Genomic DNA, 25,570 nt, shown 5'->3' on the forward strand with positions numbered 1-25,570 from the left:
CGCACATCACGACCGCTTGGGCCGTGCCCGTACGTGCATCCGCTCCCCCTGCGGCCCGAACAGGCTGAGGAACTCCACCGGCCCCTCCCCCGTCGACCCGAACCAGTGCGGCACGCGTGTGTCGAACTCGGCGGCCTCCCCAGCCGTGAGCACCACGTCGTGCTCGCCCAGCACGAACCGCAGCCGCCCGGAGAGGACGTAGAGCCATTCATACCCCTCGTGGACACGGGGTTCCGGCTCCTCCTGCCCCTGCGGTACGAGCACCTTGAACGCCTGGAGTCCGCCTGGCTGGCGGGTGAGCGGCCAGTAGGTGCGCCCGTGCCGCTCGATCGGCTGGGACCGGACCCGCGGATCCCGCACCGGCGGAGCCCCCACCAGCTCGTCCAGAGCCACCTCGTGGGCCCGGGCGATCGGCAGCAGCAGTTCCAGGCTGGGCTTGCGCAGGCCGGACTCCAGCCGCGACAGGGTGCTCACCGAGATACCCGTCGCCTCCGACAACCCGGCGAGCGTCGCACCCCGCTCCTTCCGGATCCGCCGCAGCCGGGGGCCGACTCCCGCCAGCACCTCGTCGGTGTCGCGCTCATTCAGGTCCGTCTCGTGCTCACTCATGAGTACATTGCAGTTTCGGCAAATAGGTTTGTCAATGCGGCAGCCGTGGGGCGACCTTGTCCGTGGAGGTGGTCACCATGACCGATCGTTACGAAGTGGTTGTCGTCGGAGGCGGCGCGGCCGGCCTGTCCGCCGCGCTCGTACTGGGGCGCGCGCGGCGCCAGGTGCTCGTCGTCGACGCAGGCGAGCCGCGCAACGCGCCTGCCGCGCACATGCAGGGCTATCTGTCGCGGGACGGGATGTCACCCGCCGAGTTCCTGGCCGAGGGGCGGCGGGAAATTCAGCGGTACGGGGTCGGGCTGGTCCAGGACCGCGCGGCGGACGTCGTGCGTGACGACGCCGGGGAGTTCGATGTGACGCTGGCGTCCGGTCGTACCGTGCACGCACGTCGGCTAGTGGTCGCGACCGGGCTCGCGGACGAGTTGCCGTCGGTGCCCGGGGTCGCGGAGCGGTTCGGGCGCGATGTGCTGCACTGTCCGTACTGCCACGGCTGGGAGGTCCGAGACCAGGCGTTCGGGGTGCTCGCGACGTCCGTCATGAGCGTGCACCAGGCGCTGATGGTCACGCAGTGGTCCAAGGACGTGTCCTTGTTCCTGCACACGGTCGCCGAGTCCGAACTCTCGGACGAGGACCTGCGCCACCTGGCCGCGGCAGGGGTTCACGTGGTCCCCGGCGAGGTGGCGGAGCTCGTCGTCTCGGACGATCGGCTCGCCGGAGTGCGTCTCGCGGACGGGTCCGAGCACGAGCGCTCCGTGGTGTTCGTCGCTCCGCGGGCCGTTCCGCGTACGGGGCTGCTGGAGCGGCTGGGCGCCGACCTGAAGGAGACGCCGTTCGGCGTGTACGCGGCCGTGGACGAGTCGGGGCGCACGAGCGTGCCGGGCGTCTGGGCGGCGGGCAACGCGGTGGGGTTCTCGGAGCAGGTGATCAACGCGGCTGCGTTGGGCTATCGGGCGGGGGCCATGATCAACGGGGACTTGCTGTTCGCGGACATAGCCTCCGGCGGTTGAGCGGGGACGCCTACGGGGGTGGTGGGTTCGGTTCGTGGGCGAGTGCGGGTGCGTTGTGGCTGGTCGCGCAGTTCCCCGCGCCCCTAAAGGGCCTTAAAGGGGCCTTAAAGGGGCGTCCCTGGAGCCGTCAGCCACGACGGACCCGTCACCTGTCCACCGGCGGGAGGAGCCGTGGGCCGGTGCGTCGTATGCCCGTCGCTCAGGTTCTGCTCAGGTCACCCGCACCGTGTACCAACACCGGGCCGTATGCCCGGCCTGCGACGGGCTGACGCACCAGCCCACGTCCCCGCACCCACCACCCACCCAGGGGCGCGGGGCTGTGACATCAGCGGCTCCGCCGCGGGGCGCGACCAGCCACGACGCACCCGCAGCCGCGACACGACCGTCACCCCCCACCCCTGGCGGGGGTCTGGGGCGCTGCCCCACGAACCCTTCGCGCGAGCGGAGCGCTCCGCGCTCCGTCGTAGGACCATGGCTGCATGCTCTTCGCCCGGCTAGCGAATGTGTCGCAGGAGGTCGCCGCCACCTCGGCCCGCTCCCGGAAGATCGGCCTGCTGGCCGAGCTGTTCCGGGACGCGGAGGCCGAGGAGGCGCCGATCGTGATCCCCTACCTGGCGGGACGCCTCCCGCAGGGACGGATCGGCATCGGCTGGAAGGTGCTCAGCCGCCCCGTCGCCCCGGCCGCAGAGCCCAAGCTCAGCGTCCGGGACGTGGACGCCCGCCTGACCACGCTCGCCGGCGTCTCCGGCCCCGGCTCGCAGGCCGAACGCCTGCGCCTGGTCGGAGAGTTGATGGCGGCGGCCACCGCGGACGAGCAGCGGTTCCTGTTCGGCCTGCTCAGCGGAGAGGTACGGCAGGGCGCCCTCGACGCCGTCGCCGTCGAGGGACTGGCCGAGGCGACCGACGCACCCTCCGCGGACGTACGACGGGCGGTGATGCTGGCCGGTTCGCTGCAGACCGTGGCGCAGCGCCTGCTGGCGGACGGCCCGAAGGCCCTCGCCGAGTTCCGGCTCACCGTCGGCCGCCCGGTCCTGCCCATGCTGGCGCACAGCGCCGCGTCCGTGACGGAGGCGATCGACAAGCTCGGCGCCTGCGCCGTCGAGGAGAAGCTGGACGGCATCCGCGTCCAGGTCCACCGCGACGGCGACGACATACGCCTCTACACGCGCACTCTGGACGACATCACCGACCGGCTGCCCGAACTCACTTCCGCGGCATGGGAGTTGAAGGGCGAGCGGTTCATTCTGGACGGCGAGGTCATCGCGTTCGACGAGGGCGGACGGCCGAAGTCCTTCCAGGACATCGCCGGGCGGGTGGGCTCCCGCGTGGACGTCGGCACGGCGGCCAGGGCCCTGCCCGTCTCCCCCGTCTTCTTCGACGCACTGTCCGTGGACGGCCACGACCTGCTCGACCTGCCGTTCGCCGACCGCCACGCGGAGCTGGCCCGGTTGGTGCCCGAACCGATGCGGGTGCGGCGCACGCTCGTGACGGATCCGGCGGACGGCGAGACACGCGAGGCCGCGGAACGATTCCTCGCGGACACGCTGAAGCGCGGCCACGAGGGCGTCGTGCTGAAGGGCCTCGACGCCCCCTACAGCGCGGGGCGGCGCGGTGCCTCCTGGCTCAAGGTCAAACCCGTACACACGCTGGACCTGGTGGTGCTCGCCGCCGAGTGGGGGCACGGGCGGCGTACCGGCAAGCTGTCCAACCTGCATCTGGGGGCGCGGAATCCGGACGGCTCGTTCGCGATGCTGGGCAAGACGTTCAAGGGCATGACGGACGCCATGCTGGACTGGCAGACCGAGCGGCTGCGCGAGCTCGCCGTCGAGGACAGCGGGCATGTGGTGACCGTCCGGCCGGAACTCGTCGTCGAGATCGCCTACGACGGTCTGCAGAAGTCCACCCGCTACCCGGCCGGCGTCACGCTCCGCTTCGCCCGCGTCGTCCGCTACCGCGAGGACAAGACCCCGGCGGAGGCCGACACCGTCGAGACGCTGCTCTCCGCGCACCCGGAGGTGACCTGGTGAAAGCCTCGCGCCGCAGCGCGGGCCTGCTGCTGTTCCACCACGCCGGCGACGGGTTGGAGGTACTGCTCGGCCATATGGGCGGCCCCTTCTGGGAACGGCGCTACGCCGGCGCGTGGACCGTACCGAAGGGTGAGTACGAGCCCGACGAGCCGGCCTGGGACGCGGCCCGACGGGAGTTCCGCGAGGAGCTGGGCCTGGAGCCGCCCGACGGCGAGGCCGTGCCGCTCGGCGAGGTCCGGCAGGCGAACGGCAAGATCGTCACCGCGTGGGCGATGGAGGCCGACCTCGACCCGGCGACGGTGGTCCCGGGAACGTTCGAGATGGAGTGGCCGAAGGGCTCGGGCCGACTCAAGGAGTTCCCCGAACTGAGCCGGGTGGAGTGGTTCGGGCTCGACCGGGCGCGAACCGTGATCGTCAAGGCCCAGGCGGAGTTCCTGGACCGCCTCGAGGAGCACGTCGGCTAAAGCGGCTGCGCGTGGGTACGCGGATCCGACAAGCTCCGGTGCCTGTATTCAGGAGGTCGTCATGCCCATCGCGACGGTGAATCCGGCAAACGGCGAGACACTCAAGACCTACGGCGCCCTCGGCGCCGAGGATATCGAGCGCAGGCTCGCGACCGCCGACGCCGCGTTCCGTACGTATCGCACCACCTCGTTCGCCGAGCGCGCACGGCTGATGCGCCGGGCCGCCGACCTGCTGGAAGAGGATTCGCAGGACACCGCCCGGGTGATGACCACGGAGATGGGCAAGCCGATCAAGCAGGCCCGCGCGGAGGTCGCGAAGTGCGCGAAGGCGATGCGCTGGTACGCCGACCACGCCGAGGAACTGCTCGTCGACGAGGAGGCCCCGGAGCCGGAGGCGCGCGACTCCGGCGCCTCCCGGGTGCTCGTACGCTACCGGCCGCTCGGCCCGGTGCTCGCGGTGATGCCCTGGAACTTCCCGCTGTGGCAGGTGATCCGGTTCGCCGCGCCCGCGCTGATGGCCGGCAACGTGGGGCTGCTGAAGCACGCCTCGAACGTGCCGCAGACCGCCCTCTACCTGGAGGAACTGTTCCACCGGGCGGGCTTCCCGGAAGGCTGCTTCCAGACGTTGCTCATCGGCTCCGGCGAGGTCGAGGGCATCCTGCGTGACGAGCGGGTCAAGGCTGCGACGCTCACCGGCAGCGAACCTGCGGGCCGCGCGGTCGCCTCTGTCGCCGGTGACGAGGTCAAGAAGACGGTGCTGGAGCTGGGCGGCAGCGATCCGTACGTCGTGATGCCGTCGGCCGACCTCGACCGGGCGGCGAAGACCGCGGTGACGGCCCGAGTGCAGAACACCGGGCAGTCGTGCATCGCCGCCAAGCGGTTCATCGTGCACACGGACGTGTTCGACGCCTTCGCCGAGCGCTTCACGGCGGGCATGAAGGCACTGAACGTCGGCGACCCGCTGGACGAGGACACGGACGTCGGCCCGCTGTCCAGCGAGCAGGGCCGCGACGGTCTGGTGGAGCTGGTGGACGAGGCGGTGGAAAGCGGCGCGACGGTGCTGTGCGGCGGCGAACGGCCCGACCGGCCCGGCTGGTACTACCCGCCGACGGTCCTCGCCGACGTCACCCCCGCCATGCGCATCCACCGCGAGGAGACCTTCGGCCCGGTCGCCACGCTCTATCGTGCCGCCGGCCTCGACGAGGCGGTGGCGATCGCCAACGACTCGCCGTTCGGACTGAGTTCCAACGTCTGGACCCGCGACGAGGCCGACATCGACCGCTTTGTACGCGACTTGGAGGCGGGCGGTGTCTACGTCAACGGCATGACGGCGTCCCACCCGGCGTTCCCGTTCGGCGGGGTCAAGCGGTCCGGCTACGGGCGTGAGCTCTCCGGCCACGGAATCCGCGAGTTCTGCAACATCACCACCGTATGGCACGGAGCGTGAGCGTTCCGCAGTTACGATCGCCTGTGTGAACCGCGAAGTGACCCTCCCTCTGATCGTCGACGACCGCGGCACTTTGCAGGTGGCGGCCGCCGATGTCAGCAAGCTGCTGCGCACGGTCGGCGGCCGGTGGCTGCATCTGGTGGAAGCCGGTCAGGAGGGCCTCGACGAGGACACGGTGGCGACCCTCACGATCGAACTCGCCAAGCTGGCCGACCGTATCGACGTGGCCTGCATCGCCCACAGCAGTGGTACATCGGCCGACTGACAGACTGACAGAGCGCCTGGGCCCGCCTAGGCCTCGCCCCGGTCCAGCTCCCACAGCGTGTGCCAGAACATCTCCTCGTAGCGCTGCAGCAGGCGTCCGTAGCGATGGACCGCCTCCTCGCTGATCGACTTCGCGTCCAGCCCGGCCTGTACGGCTGCCACCGCCTTCTGCTCCAGGTCGGGCGCGGGTTCGGCGAACAGGTCGAAGAACCCGCAGGCCTCGTCGTCAAAGCCGTACTGGCGGCGGAGGGCCTCGGCGATGGTGGCGCAATAGCCGCCCCACGCCGAGAAGTTGGCGCTCAGCGCGAGCACCACATCGGCCGGTGCGCCGTTAAGGGCGAGCCAGGCGACGTACGCGGGATACGCCTGGGCCCCCGCCAGCGGCTCGTACGCCGCCACCCGCGCCTCATCGGCTCCGCAGGCGTCGAGCAGCGGGCCGAGCCGGTCATGGGCCAGCGCCTCGCCCTCCGCGAGCATGGTGAAGAAGGCGGAGCACTCGGGCTCGGCGGCCGACCGTTCCGCCAGGTGCAGGAACGCCCGGCGGTCCGCGGCGATCACATAGCGCTGTTCCAGTGCGAGAGTGGCGAGGGTGTCACGCCGTGCCGCGCCCCGGCCGATCAGGGGCAGCAGCCGGTTGGCCTGCGGGTCGGGGGCGAGCTTCCCGGTGGTGGTCTCCAGCAGTTCCCTGGCTGTTCGCGTCATCGCCGCACTCCTTCGGCTCGACTGCGCTGCCTTCCCGTACTCCCAGGCTCTCACGGCCCTGCCGACCGCTCAGGTGTCGTCAGCGGATCGGCATACCCGCGAGGGTTCGGGCGATCACCAGACGCTGGATCTCGCTTGTGCCCTCAAAGATCGTGTAGATGGCGGCATCGCGATGCATCCGCTCAACCGGGTACTCGCGCGTGTAGCCATTGCCGCCGAGGATCTGGATCGCCTCCGCCGTCACCTTCTTCGCCGTCTCACTCGCGAACAGCTTCGACATGGAACCCTCAGCCGCGGTGAACGGCTTCCCGTTGACCGCCATCCAGGAGGCACGCCACACCAGCAGCCGGGCCGCATCGATCGAGGTACGCATATCAGCGAGCTGGAAGGCGACACCCTGGTTGTCGATGATCGGGCGGCCGAACTGCTCGCGCGTCTTGGCGTAGTCGAGGGCGACCTCGTACGCGGCACGGGCCGTGCCCACGGCCATGGCACCCACCGCCGGGCGCGAGGCCTCGAACGTCGCCATCGCGGCGTTCTTCACGCGCTCGCCCCCTGCCTTCGCCCTCTCCCGGGCACGCGCCAGGCGCTCGTCCAGCTTCTCCTTGCCGCCGAGCAGGCAGGAGCCGGGGACGCGGACGTCCTCCAGGACGACCTCGGCGGTGTGCGAGGCGCGGATGCCGTGTTTCTTGAACTTCTGGCCCTGGGACAGACCGGGCGTGTGCGGCGGGATGATGAAGGACGCGTGGCCCTTGGAGCCGAGCTCCGCGTCGACGACGGCGACCACGACGTGGACGTTGGCGATGCCGCCGTTCGTCGCCCACGTCTTCGTGCCGTTGAGGACCCACTCGTCCTTGGCCTCGTCGTAAACGGCACGGGTGCGCATGGAGGCCACGTCGGAGCCGGCGTCGGGCTCGGAGGAACAGAAGGCCGCAACCTTGACGTCGCCCGCGTCGCCGTACATCTGGGGGATCCAGGTGCCGATCTGCTCCTCGGTGCCGTTGGCCAGGACGCCCACGGCGGCGAGGCCGGTGCCGACGATGGAGAGGGCGATGCCCGCGTCTCCCCAGAACAGTTCCTCCATGGCCATGGGGATGCCGAGGCCGGTGGGGTCGAAGTACTGCTGGGCGTAGAAGTCCAGGGAGTAGATGCCGACTTTCGCGGCCTCCTGGATGACCGGCCAGGGAGTCTCTTCGCGCTCGTCCCATTCGGCTGCCGCGGGACGGATCACGTCGGCGGCGAAGCCGTGGAGCCAGTCCTGGACCTCCTTCTGTTCGTCGTTGAGCTCCATGGTGAACTCGGCCATGTCCCCTCCAGCTACAGCACTCACGTGTTACTTGCGGTAACAGTAGCCTGTTACCCGTCAGTAGGAAAAGTCAACTCCCGGTTCCCCTCCGGCAGCCCGTTCGATGCAGAATCCCAGCAGGGTGTTACGTTGCGCAGGCGTCACCGAACCAGTACGGGTGGGGAGAGCTCATGGACACCACACAGCGGACCGAGCAGCAGCGGTCCGCCGACCGCCGCCGGCGCGAGCTGCTGGAGGCAGCCGACCGGGTGGTGCTCCGCGACGGCCCCGGCGCCTCGATGAACGCCATCGCCGCCGAGGCCGGCATCACCAAGCCCATTCTGTACCGGCACTTCGGTGACAAGGGGGGACTGTACGCGGCTCTCGCCAAGCGCCACACGGACGCCCTGCTCGAAGCGCTGCGGGCCGCGCTGGACGCGCCGGCCGAGCGCCGCGAGCGGGTCGAGGCCACGCTCGACACCTACCTCGCGGCCATCGAAGCACGTCCGCAGGTGTACCGCTTCCTGATGCATCCGTCGGAGGGCGGCCCGCAGAGCGACCAGGGCTTCGACGTCGGCCTGCACTCCGCTCCCCTGCTGCGCCGTATGGGCGAGGAACTCGGCAAGGTCATCGAGGAGCGGGTCGACCTCGGCCCCGACAGCGCACAGCTCGCCCGAGTCTGGGGCCACGGCATCGTCGGCATGATGCACGCGGCGGGCGACTGGTGGCTCGGCGAACGCCCGTGCTCACGCGCGGAGTTGGTACGCAGTTTGGCGGACCTGTTGTGGGGACGCCTGGCAGCGGCGGGCGACAAAGTGGGCGGGCCCAGCTTCTGACTCCGGTGAGCTGAAGCGCCCCGTAAGGGGCGCGGGGCTGTGTCAATTTGCGGCTCCGCCGCGATGGGGGTCCCCCGCTCATGGGGGTCCCCCCGCTCATGGGGGTCCCCCCGCTCGAGCGAAGCCGAGAGTGGGGGAGAAGCCGAGAGTGGGGGAGCGACCAGCCACAGACGACTGGCAGACCGCATCCGGGACCGCACCCCAACGCCGCTCACCGGCTCCAAGCAGCCCGCGCGGCGGCCCGCAAAACCCGCCGCCTGCGCCACCCCTTGACGCGGTCGGTGTAGACATCCCCGTCAAGGTGGTCGCACTCGTGCTGAAGGCACCGGGCGAAGAACCCGGTGCCATGCACCCGCACCAACTCACCGTCCAGCGTGCGACCTTCGACGATCGCGTGGTCGTACCGCTCCGTTCCCGCCTCAAGCCCCGGCAACGACAGACACCCCTCGGGCCCGCGGAGCAGAAGCCCGTCCGCCTCGACCAGACGCGGGTTCACCAGGTGACCCACATGCCGTCGCTCCTCGTCATCAGGGCAGTCGTACACAAAGACCCGCAACGACTGACCGACCTGATTCGCGGCGAGCCCGACCCCCTGAGCCGCGTACATCGTCGCGAACATGTCCTCGACCAGACGTGCCAGTTGAGGGCCGAAGTCGGTGACTTCCTCGCACGGTGTGTGCAACACGGGGTCGCCAAGGAGGGACAGCGTGAGAACGCGCCCCTGGGCGCCGGGGATCGAGCCGTGTCGCATGGCCGCAAGGGTACGGTCCTCAATGTCGCGCGGGCGCCGGGGTGGTGCCGCGAATCGGGCCGGTCGTGGATCTCGATAGGCTGAGGGCCACACGTTGCCGGGAGCAGGGCAGGGCGCGGCGTCGTACGCAAGGAGGATCGAGAACTGATGGCAGGCAACTCGGACCCGCTGTCGCCGCGGGCCAAGCTGGCCGTGACGGCGGGCAAGGCGGTCGCGGCGGCGTCGCGTGCCGCGGGCCGCGGCAGCGGATCGGTGATCGGCGGCCGGGTGGCGCTCAAACTCGACCCCGACCTGCTGGCCCGGCTGGCCGAGCACTTGGACGTCATCCTGGTGTCGGCCACCAACGGAAAGACCACCACCACGCGGCTGATCGCGGAGGCGCTGCGTGCCGCGGGTCCCGTCGTCTCGAACGCCCTGGGCGCGAACATGCCCGCCGGCATCACCTCCGCGCTGGCCGGCGGTTCGGACGCGCGGTACGCGGTCATCGAGGTCGACGAGAAGTACCTCGCCGGTGTGGCACGTGACACCGCCCCGAAGGCCATCGCGCTCCTCAACCTCTCCCGCGACCAGCTCGACCGCGCCGCCGAGACCCGCATGCTCGCCGAGCACTGGCGTGAGGGCCTGGCCGGGTCGAAGTCCGTCGTGATCGCCAACGCGGACGACCCGCTGGTCGTATGGGCCGCCTCCTCCTCGCCGAACGTCGTATGGGTGGCCGCCGGGCAGATGTGGAAGGACGACGCCTGGTCCTGCCCGTCCTGCGGCGGTGTGATGCAGCGGCCGGGCGACGACTGGTTCTGCGGCGAGTGCGGTTTCCGCCGTCCGACGCCCAGTTGGGCGCTGAACGGCGACCACGTCCTCGACCCGCACGGTTCCGCCTGGCCGATCCACCTCCAGCTGCCGGGCCGCGCCAACAAGGCCAACGCCGCCTCGTCGGCCGCCGTAGCCGCCGTCTTCGGTGTGCCGCCGCAGGTCGCCCTGGAACGCATGTACCAGGTCCAGGCGGTGGCCGGACGGTACGACGTCGTGCAGTTCATGCAGCGCGACCTGCGGCTGCTGCTCGCCAAGAACCCCGCGGGCTGGCTGGAGACCTTCTCACTGATCGACCCGCCGCCGACGCCGGTCATCCTGTCCGTGAACGCGCGCGGGGCCGACGGCACCGACACCTCCTGGCTGTGGGACGTCGACTACACGCGGCTGAGCGGGCACCCGATCTTCGTCATCGGCGACCGGAAGCTGGACCTCGCGGTGCGTCTGGAGGTCGCGAACCAGACCTTCCAGGTCTGCGAGAACCTCGACCAGGCCGTCCAGATCGCGCCACCGGGGCGGATCGAGGTCATCGCGAACTACACCGCGTTCCAGGACCTGCGCCGCCGTGTCGGCAACTGACCACAGAGGACGATCATCAATGAGTGACAACAGCCTGCGTCTGGTGTGGATCTACCCGGACCTGCTGAGCACGTACGGCGACCAGGGCAACGCCCTCGTGGTGGAGCGCCGGGCCCGGCAGCGCGGCCTGGACGTGGCCCGGCTCGACGTGCGCAGCGACCAGCCGATCCCCACCTCCGGCGACATCTACCTGATCGGCGGCGGCGAGGACCGGCCGCAGCGGCTCGCTGCCGAGCGGCTGCGCCGTGACGGCGGTCTGCACCGCGCGGTCGGCAACGGCGCGATCGTCTTCTCCGTGTGCGCCGGCTACCAGATCCTCGGCCACGAGTTCATCAACGACCTCGGTCAGCGCGAGCCGGGCCTCGGCCTGCTCGACGTGGTCTCCACGCGCGGTGAGGGCGAACGCTGCGTCGGGGACGTACTCGGGGACATCGACTCGCCCCTCGGCCTGCCGCAGCTCACGGGCTTCGAGAACCACCAGGGCATCACCCACCTGGGCCCCACCGCGCGCCCCTTCGCCCAGGTCCGCCTCGGCAAGGGCAACGGCACGGGAGACGGCACGGAAGGCGCGTACAACGACACGGTCTTCGGGACGTACATGCACGGGCCGGTGCTCGCCCGCAACCCGCTGATCGCGGACCTGCTGCTCAAGCTCGCGCTGGACGTCAACGCGCTGCCGCCGATCGACGACCGGTGGTACGAGGCGCTGCGCGCCGAGCGCATCGCGGCCGCGCAGCAGCCTGCCTGACACACGTTGATACGCGGATACGCGGAGAACACAGCCCACAGCCCGCCCGGGACAGGCCGAGACATCGGGCACAGCCCTTCTGGCGGCCCGCCCGCTCACCTGTGCGGGGGCGTCCAGCAGGCGGACGCACGATGCGGAACCGCCCCCTGCCGCCGGTAGGCTGGCCGGGTCCAACCGGACAGCGCGGTCCGGTACCCGGCCCACGTTGAGAAGGTATTTCGGGCTATGCGCATTGGTGTCCTCACGTCCGGCGGCGACTGCCCCGGCCTGAACGCCGTCATCCGGTCCGTCGTGCACCGCGCCGTCGTCGACCACGGCGACGAGGTCATCGGCTTCCGGGACGGCTGGAAAGGCCTTCTGGAGTGCGACTACCTCAAGCTCGACCTCGACGCGGTGAGCGGAATCCTGGCTCGCGGCGGCACCATCCTCGGCTCCTCCCGCGTACGTCCCGAGCAGCTCAGGGACGGCGTGGAGCGGGCCAAGGGGTATGTCGAGGAACTCGGGCTCGACGCGATCATCCCGATCGGCGGTGAGGGCACGCTCAAGGCGGCACGCCTCCTGTCGGACGGCGGCCTGCCGATCGTCGGCGTGCCGAAGACCATCGACAACGACATCGCGGTGACCGACGTCACCTTCGGCTTCGACACGGCCGTGGGCGTGGCGACCGAGGCCCTCGACCGTCTCAAGACCACCGCCGAGTCCCATCAGCGCGTGCTGATCGTGGAGGTCATGGGCCGCCACACCGGCTGGATCGCGCTGCACTCGGGCATGGCGGCCGGCGCGCACGCGATCGTCGTGCCGGAACGCCCCTTCGACGTCGAGGAGTTGGCGGCCAAGGTCGGCGAGCGCTTCTCGGCGGGCAAGAAGTTCGCCATCGTGGTGGCCGCGGAGGGCGCGAAGCCTCGCGAGGGCACGATGGAGTTCGACGAGGGCGGCAAGGACATCTACGGGCACGAGCGGTTCGCGGGCATCGCCCGCCAGCTCTCGCTCGAGCTGGAGCACCGGCTCGGCAAGGAGGCCCGTCCGGTGATCCTCGGGCACGTCCAGCGTGGCGGCACCCCGACCGCGTACGACCGCGTCCTCGCGACCCGCTTCGGGTGGCACGCGGTGGAGGCGGTGCATCGTGGCGAGTTCGGCAGGATGACGGCGCTGCGCGGCACCGAGATCGCGATGGTGTCCCTCGCGGAGGCGGTCGAGACGCTGAAGACGGTTCCGGACGAGCGGTACGCCGAGGCGGAGTGCGTCCTCTAGCCGAGGGCAGCGCCGTACGACTTCCGGTTGTTTCCCGGCCGCGGGTTGTATGTGGCTGGTCGCTCCCCCACTCTCGGCTTCTCCCCCACTCTCGGCTTCGCTCGAGCGGGGGGACCCCCATGAGCGGGGGGGGACCCCCATCGCGGCGGAGCCGCATATTGATACAGCCCCGCGCCCCTGACAGGGCGCCTTTCACCGCCCCCGGTCACATCAGTGACCCGGGGCGGTTCTAGTCTGGTGCGGACAGACAGCACAACCAGCACGAATCAGGAGCCGGCGGATGGATCACAGCGGGCACGGCATGGTCATGGATCTGCCGCCGTTCACGCTGGGGCGGGGGCTCGCGTGGTCCGCGGACCCGTTCTTCCTCGTCGCCTGCCTGGTGGGGCTCGCCCTGTACGGGTGGGGTGTCGTGCGGCTGGTCCGGCGCGGTGACAAGTGGCCGGTCGGGCGGACCGTGGCGTTCGTCGCCGGCGTACTGACCGTCCTGCTCGTGATGTGCACCGGCCTCAACGACTACGGCATGGTCATGTTCAGCGTGCACATGGTGCAGCACATGGTGATCAGCATGCTGTCGCCGATCCTGATCCTGCTCGGCGCGCCGATCACGCTGGCGCTGCGTGCCTTGCCGGTGGCTTCCCGCCGGGGCCGCAAGGGGCCGCGTGAGCTGCTGCTGGCGCTGCTGCACAGCCGGTTCATGCGGCTGATCTCGCACCCGGCGTTCACGATCCCGCTGTTCATCGCGAGCCTGTACGCGCTGTACTTCACCCCCATCTTCGACTTCCTGATGGGTTCGAAGACGGGCCACACCGTGATGATGTGCCACTTCCTCGCCGTCGGCCTCGCCTTCTTCTGGCCGATCATGGGAGTGGATCCCGGTCCGCACCGGCCCGGCTATCTGCTGCGGATGCTGGAGCTGTTCGCGGGCATGCCGTTCCACGCGTTCTTCGGCATCGCGCTGATGATGGCGTCCGGCCCGATGGTCGAGACGTACAAGAACCCTCCCGCGTCGCTGGGCATCGACGCGCTCTCGGACCAGACCGCGGCGGGCGGCATCGCCTGGGCGTTCAGCGAGATCCCGTCCGTACTCGTGCTGCTCGCGCTCCTCTTCCAGTGGTACCGCTCCGAACAGCGGCAGGCCCGGCGCAAGGACCGGGCCGCGGACCGCGACGGGGACAAGGAGCTGGAGGCGTACAACGCCTATCTGGCCTCGTTGAACGCGCGCACCCGCTGAGAATCAATTCGTACATAAGGCCCCTGAGATTCTCTGGTCCCTCTTGACGCTCCCGGTACTTAATGCCTCTTTCCAATTAACCTTGACTGAAAGGCTTTTCCATTCAGTAGCATGGCGCGCAAGCCCTGCTTCCGCTTTGCAGGGTGACGGGGGAACCGCCGGGGGGAGCGGTAATGACATTTCGCGCGCCCATGTACAGGGGCTTTCAATCTTCGGTCCGCAGGACCGCATTTCTGCTGGTCGCTTTGCTGATCCTCAGCGGCTGCACTCAATCCGACCGCCTGATCGTCGTGAAGGCCGTCGCCGCCGGTGTTCCGGCTCTCGATCCTTTCTTCGACGAGAAGAGTGGGATCGGTGTGGATGCCGAGGTGCGTGGGAAGCGGCCTCGCGGCGGCTTGCAGCAAGGCAACACGCCTGGGCTGTACGGCGGTTCGCGTAAGCAGGGCGCCCGTGACGTCGACCGGCTCAAGGAATTCCTCAACGATCCCAAGAACCGCCCAAAGGCGCAGGAATGGGCGCGCGTTGTCGGTATTCCTCCGGATGCGATCGATGAGTATGTCGATCGACTCACACCGGTCCTCCTCCGTCACGACACTCTCGTGCAGAACCATGACTACAGGAAGGGCAGGGCCGTTGCCTACGACGCCTTGCTGGAGGCGGGAATCGCGGTTCTCGTGAACGATCAGGGACTGCCCGCCGTGAAGTGCTCCTGCGGTAATCCGCTGGGCAACTTCGAGGGGGACACCGACAAGATCTCGGTGCGGTTCGAGGACGGCAACAAGAAGTGGCCGAGTTTCCGCGAGGAGTCGATGGTGTCGGTCGAACCGTCGCCCACGAAGCTCGACCGGCTTGCTCTCGTGGACGTGGACGACACGGACAAGGGCCTCGACCGGCCCGTGGGCACCGACGGCGCGGAGGACCGGACGTTCGACGCACGCGAAGAGGCCACCGAGGAGCCGGGCACTCCCCCGGACCCGGGTTCGGCCTCGCCGACCGAGACGTCGACCGGCACCCCGACTCCGACCGATCCGACGGAGACCGAACGGGCGGAGACCGAACCGGCGGAGCCCTCGACGCCGCCCGCCGACAGGCGGCTCACTGCCACGCCGTCCCCACCGACGCCGACCGGCACGGAGCCCGCCGAGCCCTCGACGCCTCCATCGACGGACAGCACAAGCCCGCCGAGCGACGATCCGCCTCGTACGGGCTCATCACCACCGACGAGCGATCCGGTTACCAGCGAGCCCGTCACCAGCGCACCTGTGACCAGCGCACCTGTGACCAGCAGTGCACCCGTCACGAGCGAGCCGGCGACCGACGCCCCGGTGAGCGGCGACCCCGCCCCGAGCGCGGTCTGACCCACGGCACCCAGGAGGAACCGGATGGCACCAGGAACTTCGCAGTCGGGAGTGGGCCGGGTCATCGCGGGCCGGTATCTGCTCCTGAACCGGCTCGGTACCGGCGGCATGGGACACGTCTGGCTAGCCCATGACCAGCGTCTCGCCTGTGAGGTCGCGCTCAAGGAGATCGTCTTCCGCAACCCGGCCGAGGCCGACCGGCAACGGGCGGCCCGGGTGGCGCGTGCCCGCGCGGAGGCCCGGCACGCGGCGGGGCTGCGCGGCCATCCGCACGTGGTGACCGTGCACGACGTGCTGGAACACGAGGGCCTGCCGTGGATCGTGATGGAGTACGTCGCGGGCGCCCTCGACCTGCGCGACCTGGTCACGCGACGGGGCCCGACGGCACCCGCCGAGTGCGCCCGGATCGGCCTTGCCGTGCTGGACGCGCTGACCGCAGGGCACGAGCGGGGCGTGATGCACCGCGATGTGAAGCCCGCGAACATTCTGCTGGCGCCGGACCGTACGGGTTCCCCGTACGCACGTGTCCTGCTCACCGACTACGGCATATCTGTGCAGCCGGACTCCGCGGAGCCGCGCTGGACGATGACGTCCATGCTGGTGGGCACGGCCGGATATCTGGCGCCCGAGCGGGCCCAGGGCGGGCCGCCGACCGCTGCCGCCGACCTGTTCTCGCTGGGCTGCACGCTCTACTACGCGGTCGAGGGCTGCGGCCCTTTCGACCGCGACACCGACCTGGCCGCGCTCACCGCGGTCGTCCTGGAGGAGCCCCGGCCGCCGCTGCGCGCGGGCGCGCTGGAACCGCTCCTGGCGGCCATGCTCACCAAGGACCCGGTCCACCGCGTCACAGCCGAGGAGACGCAGGCGGCGCTGTCCGCGATCCTCATGCCGCAGTCCCCGCAGCGCACCCATGTCGATCCGGGATCGCAGCCCCAGTGGGCGCAGGCCGAGACGGAGGCATCGGCCATGCCGGTGCCGGTGCCTGTGTCGGGGCCCGGGTTCGGGCCGCCGCAGTCACCGCTGACACCCGTCCCGCCGATGTCGCCCATGTCGCCGACGTACGGACCGCCGCCCGGAAGGCGGCGTCGCAAGCGCTCGAACGTCCTGCAGTCCGTGATCGCCGCCCTCCTCGGTGTGGGCCTGGCGCTCGGCGGGGTCTGGTACGCGATGGGCCGGCAGGCGGACGAGGGCGGCGGCCGTGCGCGGCCGTACGGCGCGGCCATCGGGCTCGCCGAGCCGCTCAAGGACGGCGACTGCGTCATCGCCGACTGGTCCGAGAGGCGTTTCGAGGGCACTCCGCGCCTGAAGCTCGAGGACTGCCTCAAAGGGTCACCGGACGGCCAGGTGCTGGCGGTGGTCGAGGCCGGATCCGTCGAGGAGGCCCGTACGAACGCGCCCGCCCGGTGCGAGGAGCGCACCGAGAAGACCCGTAAGAAGCTCGCGGACGTACGCGGCTACGCCGTGCTGCCCACCGAAGCGGGCTTCGAGGCCGCCGGGCGGCGCACCGTCTGTCTGCTGCTCGGGGCGAACGGAGGGGTGTACGGGCCGCTCGGGGACCACCGGGAGGCGGGGCTGACGTTCATCGATACGGCCAACATGCAGAAGCAGGACTGCCTGGACGAACGGTCCGACCGGGACGCCCGGCTGGCGTCCTGCGACGAGCCGCACGACCAGCGGGTGCTCGGTTTCACCCGGCTCGGACCCGACACATCGCTCGAAGAGGCCAAGCGGGAGTCCGTGGAGGCGTGTGCGGCGGATGTGCCGCCGATCCAGTACGGCTACGACCCGAGCCGCTACGAATCGGCGGCCTGGGCCGGGGAGAGCGGCTGGAAAACAGGCACACATTTCGTCGTATGCACTGTGAAAAGGCAGGACGGGGGCACCATGGAGAAGGACGAACCATAAGGAGGGTGTTGCGATGCCCGGTTCTACGAAGACCATGGGGGTGCTCACCGTCGGCGGCCTGGTAGTGGTCACGGCCTACACGGTGGCGCTCGGCAGCAACGGCTGGCTGTGGTTCGGCTGGGTCGTGCTCGGCCTGATCACGCTGGCGATGGTGGCCTCACGCAGCACCTGATGCGCTCCGCGACTCCTCCCCGGACAGCCGGTCCAACTCGTCCGACCGGTCCGGGGAGCTCTCATTCGCGGGACAGCCGTCCCGCCGGGTGCACGCCCGGCTGGTATTTGGGCAGCCTGGCGGTGATTTTCATGCCGGCGCCGAGGGCGGTCTCGATGACGAGGCCGTAGTCGTCTCCGTAGACCTGGCGCAGCCGGTCGTCGACGTTCGACAGGCCGATGCCGCCCGAGGGGCTGACCTCGCCTGCCAGGATGCGGCGCAGCCAGTCGGGGTCCATGCCGGGGCCGTCGTCCTCGATGACGACGAGGGCCTCGGCCCCGGCGTCCTGTGCGGTGATGCTGATGTGGCTCTTGTCGACCTGGCCGGTGCCGCCCTCCAGCCCGTGTTTCACGGCGTTCTCCACAAGGGGCTGCAGACACAGGAAGGGCAGCGTCACCGGGAGTACTTCGGGGGCGATCTGCAGGGTGACCGAGAGGCGGTCCCCGAAGCGGGCCCTGACCAGAGTCAAGTAGTGGTCGATGGCGTGGAGTTCGTCGGCGAGCGTGGTGAAGTCGCCGTGCCTGCGGAACGAGTACCGGGTGAAGTCGGCGAATTCCAGCAGGAGTTCACGGGCGCGCTCGGGGTCGGTGCGGACGAATGAGGCGATCACGGCGAGCGAGTTGAATATGAAGTGTGGGGAGATCTGGGCGCGCAGGGCCTTGATCTCGGCCTCGATCAGCCGCGTACGTGACTGGTCGAGGTCGGCGAGTTCCAGCTGGACCGAGACCCAGCGGGCGACCTCGCCGGTGGCCCTGACCAGTACGGCGGACTCGCGGGGTGCGCAGGCGACGAGCGCGCCGTGTACGCGGTCGTCGACGGTGAGCGGGGCGACGACGGCCCAGCGCACCGGGCAGTCCGGTTCCACGCAGTCGAGGCGGAAGGCCTCGCCGCGGCCGTTCTCCAGCGGTCCGCCGAGCCGGTCCATGATCTGCGTCTTGTGGTGCTCGCCCACGCCTTCCCAGGCCAGGACCGTGTCCTGGTCGGTGAGGCAGAGGGCGTCGGTGCCGAGCAGGGTGCGCAGTCGCCCGGCCGACTTGCGGGCCGTCTCCTCGGTGAGGCCCGCCCGCAGTGGGGGTGCGGCGAGCGAGGCGGTGTGCAGGGTCTCGAAGGTGGCGTGCTCGACCGCGGTGCCGAGTCCGCCGAGGCTCCGTGGGCGCGTGGTGCGCCGGCCGAGCCAGAATCCGGCCGCCAGCAGCGGGAGTACGGCCACCAAGAGCCCGGCCAGGAAACCGCTCATGTCTCCACCACCCGGCTCATGCCCATCCAGCTCATGCGTCGACTTCCTTCGCTTCCTTCGCGCTCACAGCCGTTCGCACCTGGCCGCCCGACAGTTGCTCCGGCAGATGGAAGCGGGCGAGGATGGCGGCCGTGCCCGCCGGTACAAGGCCGGGCGTGGCCAGTGACACCAGCACCATGGTGAGGAAGCCCAGCGGCACGGACCACAGCGCGGGCCAGGCGAGGAGCGCGTGCAGCGGGCCCGTGCCCGGGTAGCCCGCCATGGTCGCGGCGACCGCGAGCAGCGCCGAGCCGCCGCCGACCAGCATCCCGGCCGCCGCGCCGGGCGGGGTGAGCCGCCGCCACCAGATGCCGAGGACGAGGAGCGGGCAGAACGACGACGCGGAGACGGCGAAGGCGAGCCCCACGGCGTCCGCGACGGGCAGTCCGCCCACGACCACGCTGGCCATCAGCGGCACGATCATCGAGAGCACGGTGCCCAGCCGGAAGTGCCGTACGCCGCGTGCCGGGAGCACGTCCTGGGTGAGCACGCCCGCCACCGCCATGGTCAGCCCGGACGCCGTGGACAGGAACGCGGCGAAGGCACCGCCCGCCACCAGCGCGCCCAGCAGGTCCCCGCCGAGTCCGCCGATCACTCGGTCGGGCAGCAGCAGTACGGCGGCGTCGGCGTCCCCGGTGAGGGTGAGCTCGGGGGCGTACAGGCGGCCCAGCGCGCCGTAGACCGGTGGCAGCAGATAGAAGGCGCCTATCAGGCCGAGTACGACGACCGTGGTGCGGCGGGCGGCGACGCCGTGCGGGCTGGTGTAGAAGCGGACGACCACGTGTGGCAGGCCCATGGTGCCGAGGAAGGTGGCGAGGATCAGTCCGTACGTGGCGTAGAGCGGGCGGTCCTCGCGGCCCTCGGCGAGCGAGGTGGACATGCCGCCGTTGCTGCCGCGGTCGGCGACGGGGACATGGTCGCCCTTGGTGAAGCCCAGTTCGGTGCCCCGCTCGATGCGGTGGACGCCCTCGGTGAGCCGTACCTTCTCGTCCTCGTACCGCTCGCCGTCCACCGTGCCCGTCGCCGTGACGTTCAGTGGTTCGGCGAGCTTCAGGTCGAGGCCGCTGTCGACGCGGACGACGCGGTGTTCGCGGAAGGTCGCCGGTTCGTCGAAGGCGTTCCGTGGTGATCCGTCGCCCTGCCAGGCGAGGACGAGGAACAGTGCGGGGACGAGCAGGGCGGTGAGTTTGAGCCAGTACTGGAAGGCCTGCACGAAGGTGATGCTGCGCATGCCGCCGGCGGCGACGGTCGCGACCACGACGACGGCGACGATGATTCCGCCGAGTGACTTGGGGGCGCCGGTCAGCACGTTCAACGTCAGCCCGGCGCCCTGTAGTTGGGGCAGCAGATACAGCCAGCCGACGCCGACGACGAAGGCACCCGCCAGCCGTCGCACCGACTGGGAGGCGAGCCGTGCCTCCGCGAAGTCGGGCAGCGTGTAGGCGCCGGAGCGGCGCAGCGGGGCCGCCACGAAGAGCAGCAGGACGAGATAGCCCGCCGTGTAGCCGACCGGGTACCACAGCATGTCGGGGCCCTGGACGAGGACGAGGCCGGCGATGCCGAGGAACGAGGCGGCGGACAGGTACTCACCGCTGATGGCCGCCGCGTTCAGCCGGGGGCCGACGGTGCGCGAGGCGACGTAGAAGTCCGAGGTGGTCCGCGAGATGCGCAGACCGAAGGCGCCGACGAAGACGGTCGCCACGACGACGAGGGCGACCGCGGGAACGGCGTAGTTCTCGTTCACTGTTCAGCGGTCCTCGTTCTGGTTCATGGGCTCGGCATCCGGGGTCAGCGGTCCTCGACGAGGCGGACGAAGTCCCTCTCGTTGCGGTCGGCCCGGCGTACGTACCAGCGGGCGAGCAGCACCAGCGGCGGGTAGACGCAGAAGCCGAGGACGAGCCATTCGAGGTTCGTGCTGTCGTTCATGGAGGTGAACACCAGCGGCAGCGGTCCCACGAGCAGCACGAGTACGCCGAACACCGTGAGTGCGGCGCGCAGCTGGCTGCGGATGAGCGAGCGGACGTAGGTGTGGCCGAGAGTCGTCTGCTCGTCGATCTCGGTGCGGGGACGGTAGCCGTTCAGCCTGCGGGTGCGGCGGGGCGGCCCCGTGACGACCACGCGGCGATCGGTCGGATCCTGTGCCACTGAAGCCCCCTAGCTCGCGGTCCGGCGCATCAGCAGTTCGCGCAGTTCGCGGGCGTGCCGGCGGCTGACCTGCAGTTCGACGGGGCCGACCAGGACGCTCACGGTGCCCGCGTCCAGCCGGAGCTCGCTGATGTGGCCGAGCGCCACGAGATGCCGCCGGTGGATGCGCACGAAGCCGCGCGAGCGCCAGCGCTCCTCCAGCGTGGACAGCGGGATACGCACCAGGTGGCTGCCTTGCTCGGTGTGCAGTCGCGCGTAGTCGCCCTGGGCCTCGACATGCGTGATCTCCTCGACGGCCACGAAACGGGTGACCCCGCCCAGCTCGACCGGGATGTGGTCCGGGTCGGGCTCGTGCACGGGGATCAGCGGAGCCGCCTCCTTCAGCTCGGCGGCCCGGCGGACGGCCTCGGCCAGCCGTTCCCGGCGTACCGGCTTCAGGATGTAGTCCACCGCCTTGAGGTCGAAGGCCTGCACCGCAAAGCCCTCGTGGGCGGTGACGAACACGACGAGCGGGGGTTTGGCCAGGCCCGCGAGCAGCCGCGCCATGTCCAGGCCGTCGAGGCCGGGCATCTGGATGTCGAGGAAGATCACGTCGATCGCGTCGTCACCGTTCGGGCCGCACTCCAGGGCGCGGTTGATCCGGCGCAGCGCCTCGGTCGCGTCGCTCGCGCCCTCGACGCTCTTCACGCGTGGATCGGCCTCCAGCAGATAGAGCAGCTCTTCGAGGGACGGCGGTTCGTCGTCGACGGCGAGGGCGCGCAGCATGAGGCTGGAGTCTAGGAGGAATCCGGACGTCTGCACATGTGCGAGACGGGGCTGTGACCTCTGGGCCTGCGGAGACGTGAGGGGTGGCCGTCACCGCTGGATACAGTGCGCGCATGAGCCCCAAGCCCGCGCCGTTCGACGAGCTCGACCGCAAGATCGTCACGGCCCTGATGGCGAACGCCCGCACCAGCTTCGCCGTGATCGGCGCGGCGGTCGGCCTGTCGGCCACCGCGGTCAAGCGCCGTGTCGACCGGATGCGCGAGACGGGTGTGGTCACCGGATTCACGGCCACGGTGAAGCCGGACGCGCTCGGCTGGCGTACGGAGGCGTACGTGGAGGTGTACTGCGAGGGCGCGGCCCCGCCGCGGCGGCTGGCGGAGGTGGTGCGCAACCATCCGGAGATCACCGCCGCGATGACGGTGACCGGGGGCGCGGACGCTCTGCTGCATGTACGGGCCCGGGACGTGGACCACTTCGAGGAGGTGCTCGAGCGGATCCGTACGGAGCCGTTCATCCGCAAGACGATCAGCTACATGGTGCTCTCGCATCTGCTCCCGGAGAGCCCGGAGGCGGGCGCGAACCAACCCGCACCGGCCCCGGAGGACTGAGCGGCCCAGGTCACGCACCGATCGTGCGCCGAACATCCTCAAGACGCAGCGTTCCTGCGCCGACGCGCAATTGTCGATGCTTGTCGCCCCTCTCCCCCGCTTCCTACCGTTGACTCACCGCCAGTCATCACCTCGTCACCGCAGGAAGCGGAGGTACCCCTCTGTGCCCAACAGCCGTGTGTCGCGCCCGAAGCACTTTCTGGTGTGCGAACCCAGACACTTCGCCGTGCAGTACGCCATCAACCCATGGATGCATGAGGACACACAGATCGACGTCGATCTGGCCCGCGGCCAGTGGGCGGAGCTGATCCGCGCCTACCGCGCCCACGGCCACACCGTCGACAGCGTCGAGCCGGTCGCCGGTCTCCCGGACATGGTCTTCGCCGCGAACTCCGCGCTGGTCGTGGAAGGCCGCGCCTTCGGCTCGCTGTTCCACGCGCCGCAACGGCGGCCGGAGTCGACCGCGTACGAGACCTGGTTCAAGAACGCGGGCTTCGACGTCCAGCACCCCGAGTCGGTGTGCGAGGGCGAGGGCGATCTCGTCCCGGTGGGCCCGTACATCCTGGCCGGCACCGGCTTTCGTACGACGCGGGATGCGCACCGCGAGGTGCAGGAGTTCTTCGGCATCCCGACGATCGGCCTGCAGCTGGTGGACCCGTACTTCTACCACATGGACACCGCGCTGTTCGTCCTCGACGACGGAGGCGACGGAGGCGACGGAGGCGAGGCGAACATCGCGTACTACCCCGAGGCCTTCTCCCCGGGAAGCCGCGAGGTGCTCGGGCGGCTGTTCCCGGAGGCGGTGATCGCCACGCGTGAGGACGCGATGGCGTTCGGGCTCAACTCCGTCTCGGACGGCCGCCATGTCTTCATCTCGCCCCGTGCCGAGGCGCTCGCGGACCAGCTGACCCGCCACGGCTATGTTCCCGTCCCCGTCGACCTGTCGGAGCTCCACAAGGCCGGCGGCGGCATCAAGTGCTGCACTCAGGAGATCCGTTCATGACCGCTCCCGCGCGTACGCGTACCTCCGCAGACCTGATCCGCGCCGAGGAGCCCGTCCTCGCGCACAACTACCACCCGCTGCCCGTGGTCGTCGCGCGCGCCGAGGGCGTCTGGGTCGAGGACGTCGAGGGCCGCCGCTACCTCGACATGCTGGCCGGCTACTCGGCCCTCAACTTCGGCCACCGCCATCCGGCGCTGATCGAGGCCGCGCACCGCCAGCTCGACCAGCTGACGCTCACCTCGCGCGCCTTCCACAACGACAGGCTCGCCGAATTCGCCGAGTCCCTGGCCGAGTTGACCGGCCTGGACATGGTGCTGCCGATGAACACGGGCGCCGAGGCCGTGGAGAGCGGCATCAAGGTCGCCCGAAAATGGGCGTACGAGGTGAAGGGCGTCCCCGCGGACCAGGCGACGATCGTGGTGGCCGCCGACAACTTCCACGGTCGTACGACCACCATCGTCAGCTTCTCCACCGACGAGAGCGCCCGCGCGGGCTTCGGGCCGTTCACGCCCGGCTTCCGCATCGTCCCCTACAACGATCTCGCCGCGTTGGAGGCGGCGGTCGACGAGACGACGGCGGCCGTCCTGATCGAGCCGATCCAGGGCGAGGCGGGCGTGGTCATCCCGGACGACGGCTACCTCACCGGCGTACGCGAACTGACCCGGCGGGCCGGGTGCCTGTTCATCGCGGACGAGATCCAGTCGGGCCTCGGCCGTACGGGCCGCACACTGGCCGTCGAGCACGAGGCGGTCGTCCCGGACATGGTGCTGCTCGGCAAGGCGCTCGGCGGCGGCATCGTCCCCGTCTCCGCGGTCGTCGCGCGCCGCGACGTGCTCGGCGTGCTGCGGCCCGGCGAGCACGGCTCGACGTTCGGCGGCAATCCGCTGGCCGCGGCGGTGGGGTCCGCGGTCGTCGAGCTGCTCGGGACCGGTGAATTCCAGCGCAGGGCCGCCGAGTTGGGCGTGACCCTGAGCGAGGGCCTGGCCGCCCTCGAGGGCAGGGGCGTACGCGGCTTCCGTGCGCGTGGGCTGTGGGCGGGCGTCGACGTCGACCCCGCCATCGGCACCGGCCGCGAGATCAGCGAACGGCTCATGCGCGAGGGAATTCTCGTCAAGGACACCCACGGTTCGACGATCCGGCTGGCACCACCGCTGACCATCACCGACGGGGAACTCCGCTCGGCGCTCGGGACACTGGAGAAGGTTCTGACAGAAGGGGCCTGAGGGCAGAAGGGGCCTGCGCGACCGGGGCCGGAACCAGGAACTGCTTTATCCTTTATGGTGATTGGTTCCGGCCAAGCGGGCTAGATTGTGCACTGTCCCAGTCAGTGATGAGCGAAAAGAGCCACAGGGATGTCCGAACTCTCGACACCAGGCACCCAGGGCACCATGCGGAATCCCAAGCTCAAGACCAATGTGTCGCACTCCGCGCGTATCTGGAACTACTGGCTGGGCGGCAGGGACAACTACCAGATCGATCAACAGGTCGGCGATCACATCCTGTCCTTCGTGCCGGAACTCTCCCGCTCGGCCGTCGCGGACCGGCGGTTCCTGGCGCGCTCTGTGCGGTTTCTCGCCGGTGAGGCGGGAATCCGGCAGTTCCTGGACATCGGCACGGGCCTGCCGATCGTCGACAACACCCACGAGGTGGCCCAACGCGTCGATCCCGGCTGCCGGATCGTCTACGTGGACAACGACCCCATCGTGCTGAGCCACGCCCGCGCCCTGCTCACCAGCACGCCCGAGGGCGCCACCGACTACATCGACGCCGACGTCCACGCCCCCGACGCGATCCTGCAAGGCGCCGCCCGGACGCTGGACTTCAGCCGGCCCGTGGGGATCACGATGCTGGGCATCCTCAATTTCGTCCTGGACACCGATGAGGCCCGCTCCATCGTGCGGCGGCTCATGGACGCCGTGCCCTCCGGCAGCCACCTGGTCGTCTCCCACCCGACCTCGGAGGTCGACGGCCTGGCGATGGCCCAGGCGGTCCACTACTGGAACACTCAGGGATCGGCGCCGATGACACTGCGTACCCGCGAAGAACTCCTGGGGCTCTTCGACGGTCTTGATCTCCTCGAGCCGGGCGTCGTTTCCTGCCCCCGCTGGCGACCCGACTGTCCGCAGGAAGAGATCGTCGATGTGACCCACTTCTGCGGAGTGGCCCGCAAGCCGTAGCGCACCCGCTTAACACAAGCCCGCGCCTGCACATACACTGGCGTCTCTCCCGCGTACCTATTGACCTGCTAGAACACGGCGGTTGAGCCGATCCGGCGGAGTGAGGAGCGA

The 25,570-nt window shown here is 70.1% G+C and carries 25 protein-coding genes; 17 read left to right on the forward strand and 8 right to left on the reverse strand.

The annotated features are described in order from the left end of the window. Window positions 1-6: 6 nt before the first annotated feature. Window positions 7-609: a helix-turn-helix domain-containing protein gene (locus ABD357_RS15580; RefSeq protein ID WP_344390640.1), complete on the reverse strand. Its 603-nt coding sequence runs from the start codon at window positions 607-609 to the stop codon at window positions 7-9. Between the two features lie 77 nt (window positions 610-686). On the opposite strand from ABD357_RS15580, the gene ABD357_RS15585 reads away from it, so the two are divergent. The 5 genes from ABD357_RS15585 to ABD357_RS15605 all read left to right on the forward strand — a co-directional run bounded on the left by ABD357_RS15585 (window position 687) and on the right by ABD357_RS15605 (window position 5,819). Then, complete coding sequence (locus tag ABD357_RS15585) at window positions 687-1,616, forward strand: NAD(P)/FAD-dependent oxidoreductase (protein WP_344390641.1); 930 nt, start codon at window positions 687-689, stop codon at window positions 1,614-1,616. 479 nt (window positions 1,617-2,095) lie between these two features. Beyond that, complete coding sequence (locus tag ABD357_RS15590) at window positions 2,096-3,643, forward strand: ATP-dependent DNA ligase (protein WP_344390643.1); 1,548 nt, start codon at window positions 2,096-2,098, stop codon at window positions 3,641-3,643. After that, window positions 3,640-4,107, forward strand: coding sequence for an NUDIX hydrolase (locus tag ABD357_RS15595; protein WP_344390645.1), 468 nt, complete (start codon window positions 3,640-3,642; stop codon window positions 4,105-4,107). Before ABD357_RS15590 ends, ABD357_RS15595 begins: the two co-directional genes overlap by 4 nt. Window positions 4,108-4,168: 61 nt before the next feature. After that, a complete protein-coding gene (locus ABD357_RS15600) occupies window positions 4,169-5,554 on the forward strand; it encodes an NADP-dependent succinic semialdehyde dehydrogenase (protein ID WP_344390647.1) in 1,386 nt (461 codons plus the stop codon). A gap of 25 nt (window positions 5,555-5,579) precedes the next feature. Further along, on the forward strand, window positions 5,580-5,819 hold the full coding sequence (locus ABD357_RS15605; protein WP_344390648.1) for a DUF6213 family protein: 240 nt from the start codon (window positions 5,580-5,582) through the stop codon (window positions 5,817-5,819). Between the two features lie 26 nt (window positions 5,820-5,845). Here ABD357_RS15605 and ABD357_RS15610 read toward each other — a convergent pair whose 3' ends face one another. Beyond that, a complete protein-coding gene (locus ABD357_RS15610) occupies window positions 5,846-6,520 on the reverse strand; it encodes a transcriptional regulator (protein WP_344390649.1) in 675 nt (224 codons plus the stop codon). A 79-nt stretch (window positions 6,521-6,599) separates the two neighbouring features. Continuing rightward, a complete protein-coding gene (locus tag ABD357_RS15615) occupies window positions 6,600-7,826 on the reverse strand; it encodes an acyl-CoA dehydrogenase family protein (protein ID WP_344390650.1) in 1,227 nt (408 codons plus the stop codon). Between the two features lie 170 nt (window positions 7,827-7,996). On the opposite strand from ABD357_RS15615, the gene ABD357_RS15620 reads away from it, so the two are divergent. After that, window positions 7,997-8,641 carry a TetR/AcrR family transcriptional regulator gene (locus tag ABD357_RS15620; protein WP_328773170.1) on the forward strand — a complete coding sequence of 215 codons (645 nt, stop codon included), beginning with the start codon at window positions 7,997-7,999 and terminating at the stop codon, window positions 8,639-8,641. A 211-nt stretch (window positions 8,642-8,852) separates the two neighbouring features. On the opposite strand, the gene def is transcribed toward ABD357_RS15620, so the two are convergent. Then, window positions 8,853-9,392, reverse strand: coding sequence for a peptide deformylase (def, locus tag ABD357_RS15625; RefSeq protein ID WP_344390651.1), 540 nt, complete (start codon window positions 9,390-9,392; stop codon window positions 8,853-8,855). A 147-nt stretch (window positions 9,393-9,539) separates the two neighbouring features. On the opposite strand from def, the gene ABD357_RS15630 reads away from it, so the two are divergent. The 7 genes from ABD357_RS15630 (at window position 9,540) to ABD357_RS15660 (ending at window position 17,446) form a co-directional block, all read left to right on the forward strand. Beyond that, entirely contained in the window at window positions 9,540-10,778 is a 1,239-nt protein-coding gene (locus tag ABD357_RS15630) for a MurT ligase domain-containing protein (protein WP_344390652.1), read from the forward strand. A gap of 19 nt (window positions 10,779-10,797) precedes the next feature. Next, entirely contained in the window at window positions 10,798-11,526 is a 729-nt protein-coding gene (locus ABD357_RS15635; protein WP_344390653.1) for a type 1 glutamine amidotransferase, read from the forward strand. 225 nt (window positions 11,527-11,751) lie between these two features. Further along, window positions 11,752-12,777, forward strand: coding sequence for a 6-phosphofructokinase (locus ABD357_RS15640; RefSeq protein WP_344390655.1), 1,026 nt, complete (start codon window positions 11,752-11,754; stop codon window positions 12,775-12,777). Between the two features lie 280 nt (window positions 12,778-13,057). Then, window positions 13,058-14,011 carry a cytochrome c oxidase assembly protein gene (locus ABD357_RS15645; protein WP_344390656.1) on the forward strand — a complete coding sequence of 318 codons (954 nt, stop codon included), beginning with the start codon at window positions 13,058-13,060 and terminating at the stop codon, window positions 14,009-14,011. 245 nt (window positions 14,012-14,256) lie between these two features. After that, complete coding sequence (locus ABD357_RS15650; protein ID WP_344390659.1) at window positions 14,257-15,369, forward strand: DUF6777 domain-containing protein; 1,113 nt, start codon at window positions 14,257-14,259, stop codon at window positions 15,367-15,369. Window positions 15,370-15,393: 24 nt separating this feature from the next. Continuing rightward, window positions 15,394-17,274, forward strand: a complete 1,881-nt coding sequence (locus tag ABD357_RS15655; protein ID WP_344390660.1) for a serine/threonine-protein kinase — start codon at window positions 15,394-15,396, stop codon at window positions 17,272-17,274. Window positions 17,275-17,287: 13 nt separating this feature from the next. After that, window positions 17,288-17,446, forward strand: coding sequence for a hypothetical protein (locus tag ABD357_RS15660; RefSeq protein ID WP_033325007.1), 159 nt, complete (start codon window positions 17,288-17,290; stop codon window positions 17,444-17,446). A gap of 61 nt (window positions 17,447-17,507) precedes the next feature. Here the strand turns inward: ABD357_RS15660 and ABD357_RS15665 are convergent, their stop codons facing one another. From ABD357_RS15665 to ABD357_RS15680, 4 genes are read right to left on the reverse strand one after another with little or no spacing between them, the layout of a single operon-like run. Further along, the gene (locus ABD357_RS15665) at window positions 17,508-18,722 is read right to left on the reverse strand and encodes a sensor histidine kinase (RefSeq protein ID WP_344390662.1); all 1,215 of its coding nucleotides are present in this window, start codon (window positions 18,720-18,722) and stop codon (window positions 17,508-17,510) included. Between the two features lie 31 nt (window positions 18,723-18,753). Then, window positions 18,754-20,505: a sodium/solute symporter gene (locus ABD357_RS15670; RefSeq protein WP_344390664.1), complete on the reverse strand. Its 1,752-nt coding sequence runs from the start codon at window positions 20,503-20,505 to the stop codon at window positions 18,754-18,756. Window positions 20,506-20,549: 44 nt separating this feature from the next. Next, entirely contained in the window at window positions 20,550-20,906 is a 357-nt protein-coding gene (locus tag ABD357_RS15675; RefSeq protein ID WP_165339017.1) for a hypothetical protein, read from the reverse strand. Window positions 20,907-20,915: 9 nt separating this feature from the next. Then, the gene (locus ABD357_RS15680; RefSeq protein ID WP_344390665.1) at window positions 20,916-21,671 is read right to left on the reverse strand and encodes a LytR/AlgR family response regulator transcription factor; all 756 of its coding nucleotides are present in this window, start codon (window positions 21,669-21,671) and stop codon (window positions 20,916-20,918) included. A 113-nt stretch (window positions 21,672-21,784) separates the two neighbouring features. On the opposite strand from ABD357_RS15680, the gene ABD357_RS15685 reads away from it, so the two are divergent. The 4 genes from ABD357_RS15685 (at window position 21,785) to ABD357_RS15700 (ending at window position 25,459) form a co-directional block, all read left to right on the forward strand. Beyond that, window positions 21,785-22,279 carry an Lrp/AsnC family transcriptional regulator gene (locus tag ABD357_RS15685; RefSeq protein WP_344390666.1) on the forward strand — a complete coding sequence of 165 codons (495 nt, stop codon included), beginning with the start codon at window positions 21,785-21,787 and terminating at the stop codon, window positions 22,277-22,279. 163 nt (window positions 22,280-22,442) lie between these two features. Beyond that, the gene (gene ddaH, locus ABD357_RS15690; RefSeq protein ID WP_344390667.1) at window positions 22,443-23,282 is read left to right on the forward strand and encodes a dimethylargininase; all 840 of its coding nucleotides are present in this window, start codon (window positions 22,443-22,445) and stop codon (window positions 23,280-23,282) included. Beyond that, window positions 23,279-24,505: an ornithine--oxo-acid transaminase gene (gene rocD / locus ABD357_RS15695; RefSeq protein WP_344390669.1), complete on the forward strand. Its 1,227-nt coding sequence runs from the start codon at window positions 23,279-23,281 to the stop codon at window positions 24,503-24,505. Before ddaH ends, rocD begins: the two co-directional genes overlap by 4 nt. 129 nt (window positions 24,506-24,634) lie before the next feature. Further along, on the forward strand, window positions 24,635-25,459 hold the full coding sequence (locus ABD357_RS15700) for an SAM-dependent methyltransferase (protein WP_344390670.1): 825 nt from the start codon (window positions 24,635-24,637) through the stop codon (window positions 25,457-25,459). Window positions 25,460-25,570: the final 111 nt, after the last annotated feature.

Origin of the sequence: Streptomyces vastus, assembly GCF_039532825.1 — a bacterium.
GTDB lineage: Bacteria > Actinomycetota > Actinomycetes > Streptomycetales > Streptomycetaceae > Streptomyces > Streptomyces vastus.

Bases quoted from the DNA above. Each gene is read 5' to 3' on its own strand.
- ABD357_RS15580 (WP_344390640.1), bottom strand. From the start codon at position 609: ATGAGTGAGCACGAGACGGACCTGAATGAGCGCGACACCGACGAGGTG.
- ABD357_RS15585 (WP_344390641.1), top strand. From the start codon at position 687: ATGACCGATCGTTACGAAGTGGTTGTCGTCGGAGGCGGCGCGGCCGGC.
- ABD357_RS15590 (WP_344390643.1), top strand. From the start codon at position 2,096: ATGCTCTTCGCCCGGCTAGCGAATGTGTCGCAGGAGGTCGCCGCCACC.
- ABD357_RS15600 (WP_344390647.1), top strand. From the start codon at position 4,169: ATGCCCATCGCGACGGTGAATCCGGCAAACGGCGAGACACTCAAGACC.
- ABD357_RS15610 (WP_344390649.1), bottom strand. From the start codon at position 6,520: ATGACGCGAACAGCCAGGGAACTGCTGGAGACCACCACCGGGAAGCTC.
- ABD357_RS15615 (WP_344390650.1), bottom strand. From the start codon at position 7,826: ATGGCCGAGTTCACCATGGAGCTCAACGACGAACAGAAGGAGGTCCAG.
- ABD357_RS15620 (WP_328773170.1), top strand. From the start codon at position 7,997: ATGGACACCACACAGCGGACCGAGCAGCAGCGGTCCGCCGACCGCCGC.
- def (WP_344390651.1), bottom strand. From the start codon at position 9,392: ATGCGACACGGCTCGATCCCCGGCGCCCAGGGGCGCGTTCTCACGCTG.
- ABD357_RS15630 (WP_344390652.1), top strand. From the start codon at position 9,540: ATGGCAGGCAACTCGGACCCGCTGTCGCCGCGGGCCAAGCTGGCCGTG.
- ABD357_RS15635 (WP_344390653.1), top strand. From the start codon at position 10,798: ATGAGTGACAACAGCCTGCGTCTGGTGTGGATCTACCCGGACCTGCTG.
- ABD357_RS15640 (WP_344390655.1), top strand. From the start codon at position 11,752: ATGCGCATTGGTGTCCTCACGTCCGGCGGCGACTGCCCCGGCCTGAAC.
- ABD357_RS15645 (WP_344390656.1), top strand. From the start codon at position 13,058: ATGGATCACAGCGGGCACGGCATGGTCATGGATCTGCCGCCGTTCACG.
- ABD357_RS15655 (WP_344390660.1), top strand. From the start codon at position 15,394: ATGGCACCAGGAACTTCGCAGTCGGGAGTGGGCCGGGTCATCGCGGGC.
- ABD357_RS15660 (WP_033325007.1), top strand. From the start codon at position 17,288: ATGCCCGGTTCTACGAAGACCATGGGGGTGCTCACCGTCGGCGGCCTG.
- ABD357_RS15665 (WP_344390662.1), bottom strand. From the start codon at position 18,722: ATGAGCGGTTTCCTGGCCGGGCTCTTGGTGGCCGTACTCCCGCTGCTG.
- ABD357_RS15680 (WP_344390665.1), bottom strand. From the start codon at position 21,671: ATGCTGCGCGCCCTCGCCGTCGACGACGAACCGCCGTCCCTCGAAGAG.
- ABD357_RS15685 (WP_344390666.1), top strand. From the start codon at position 21,785: ATGAGCCCCAAGCCCGCGCCGTTCGACGAGCTCGACCGCAAGATCGTC.
- rocD (WP_344390669.1), top strand. From the start codon at position 23,279: ATGACCGCTCCCGCGCGTACGCGTACCTCCGCAGACCTGATCCGCGCC.
- ABD357_RS15700 (WP_344390670.1), top strand. From the start codon at position 24,635: ATGTCCGAACTCTCGACACCAGGCACCCAGGGCACCATGCGGAATCCC.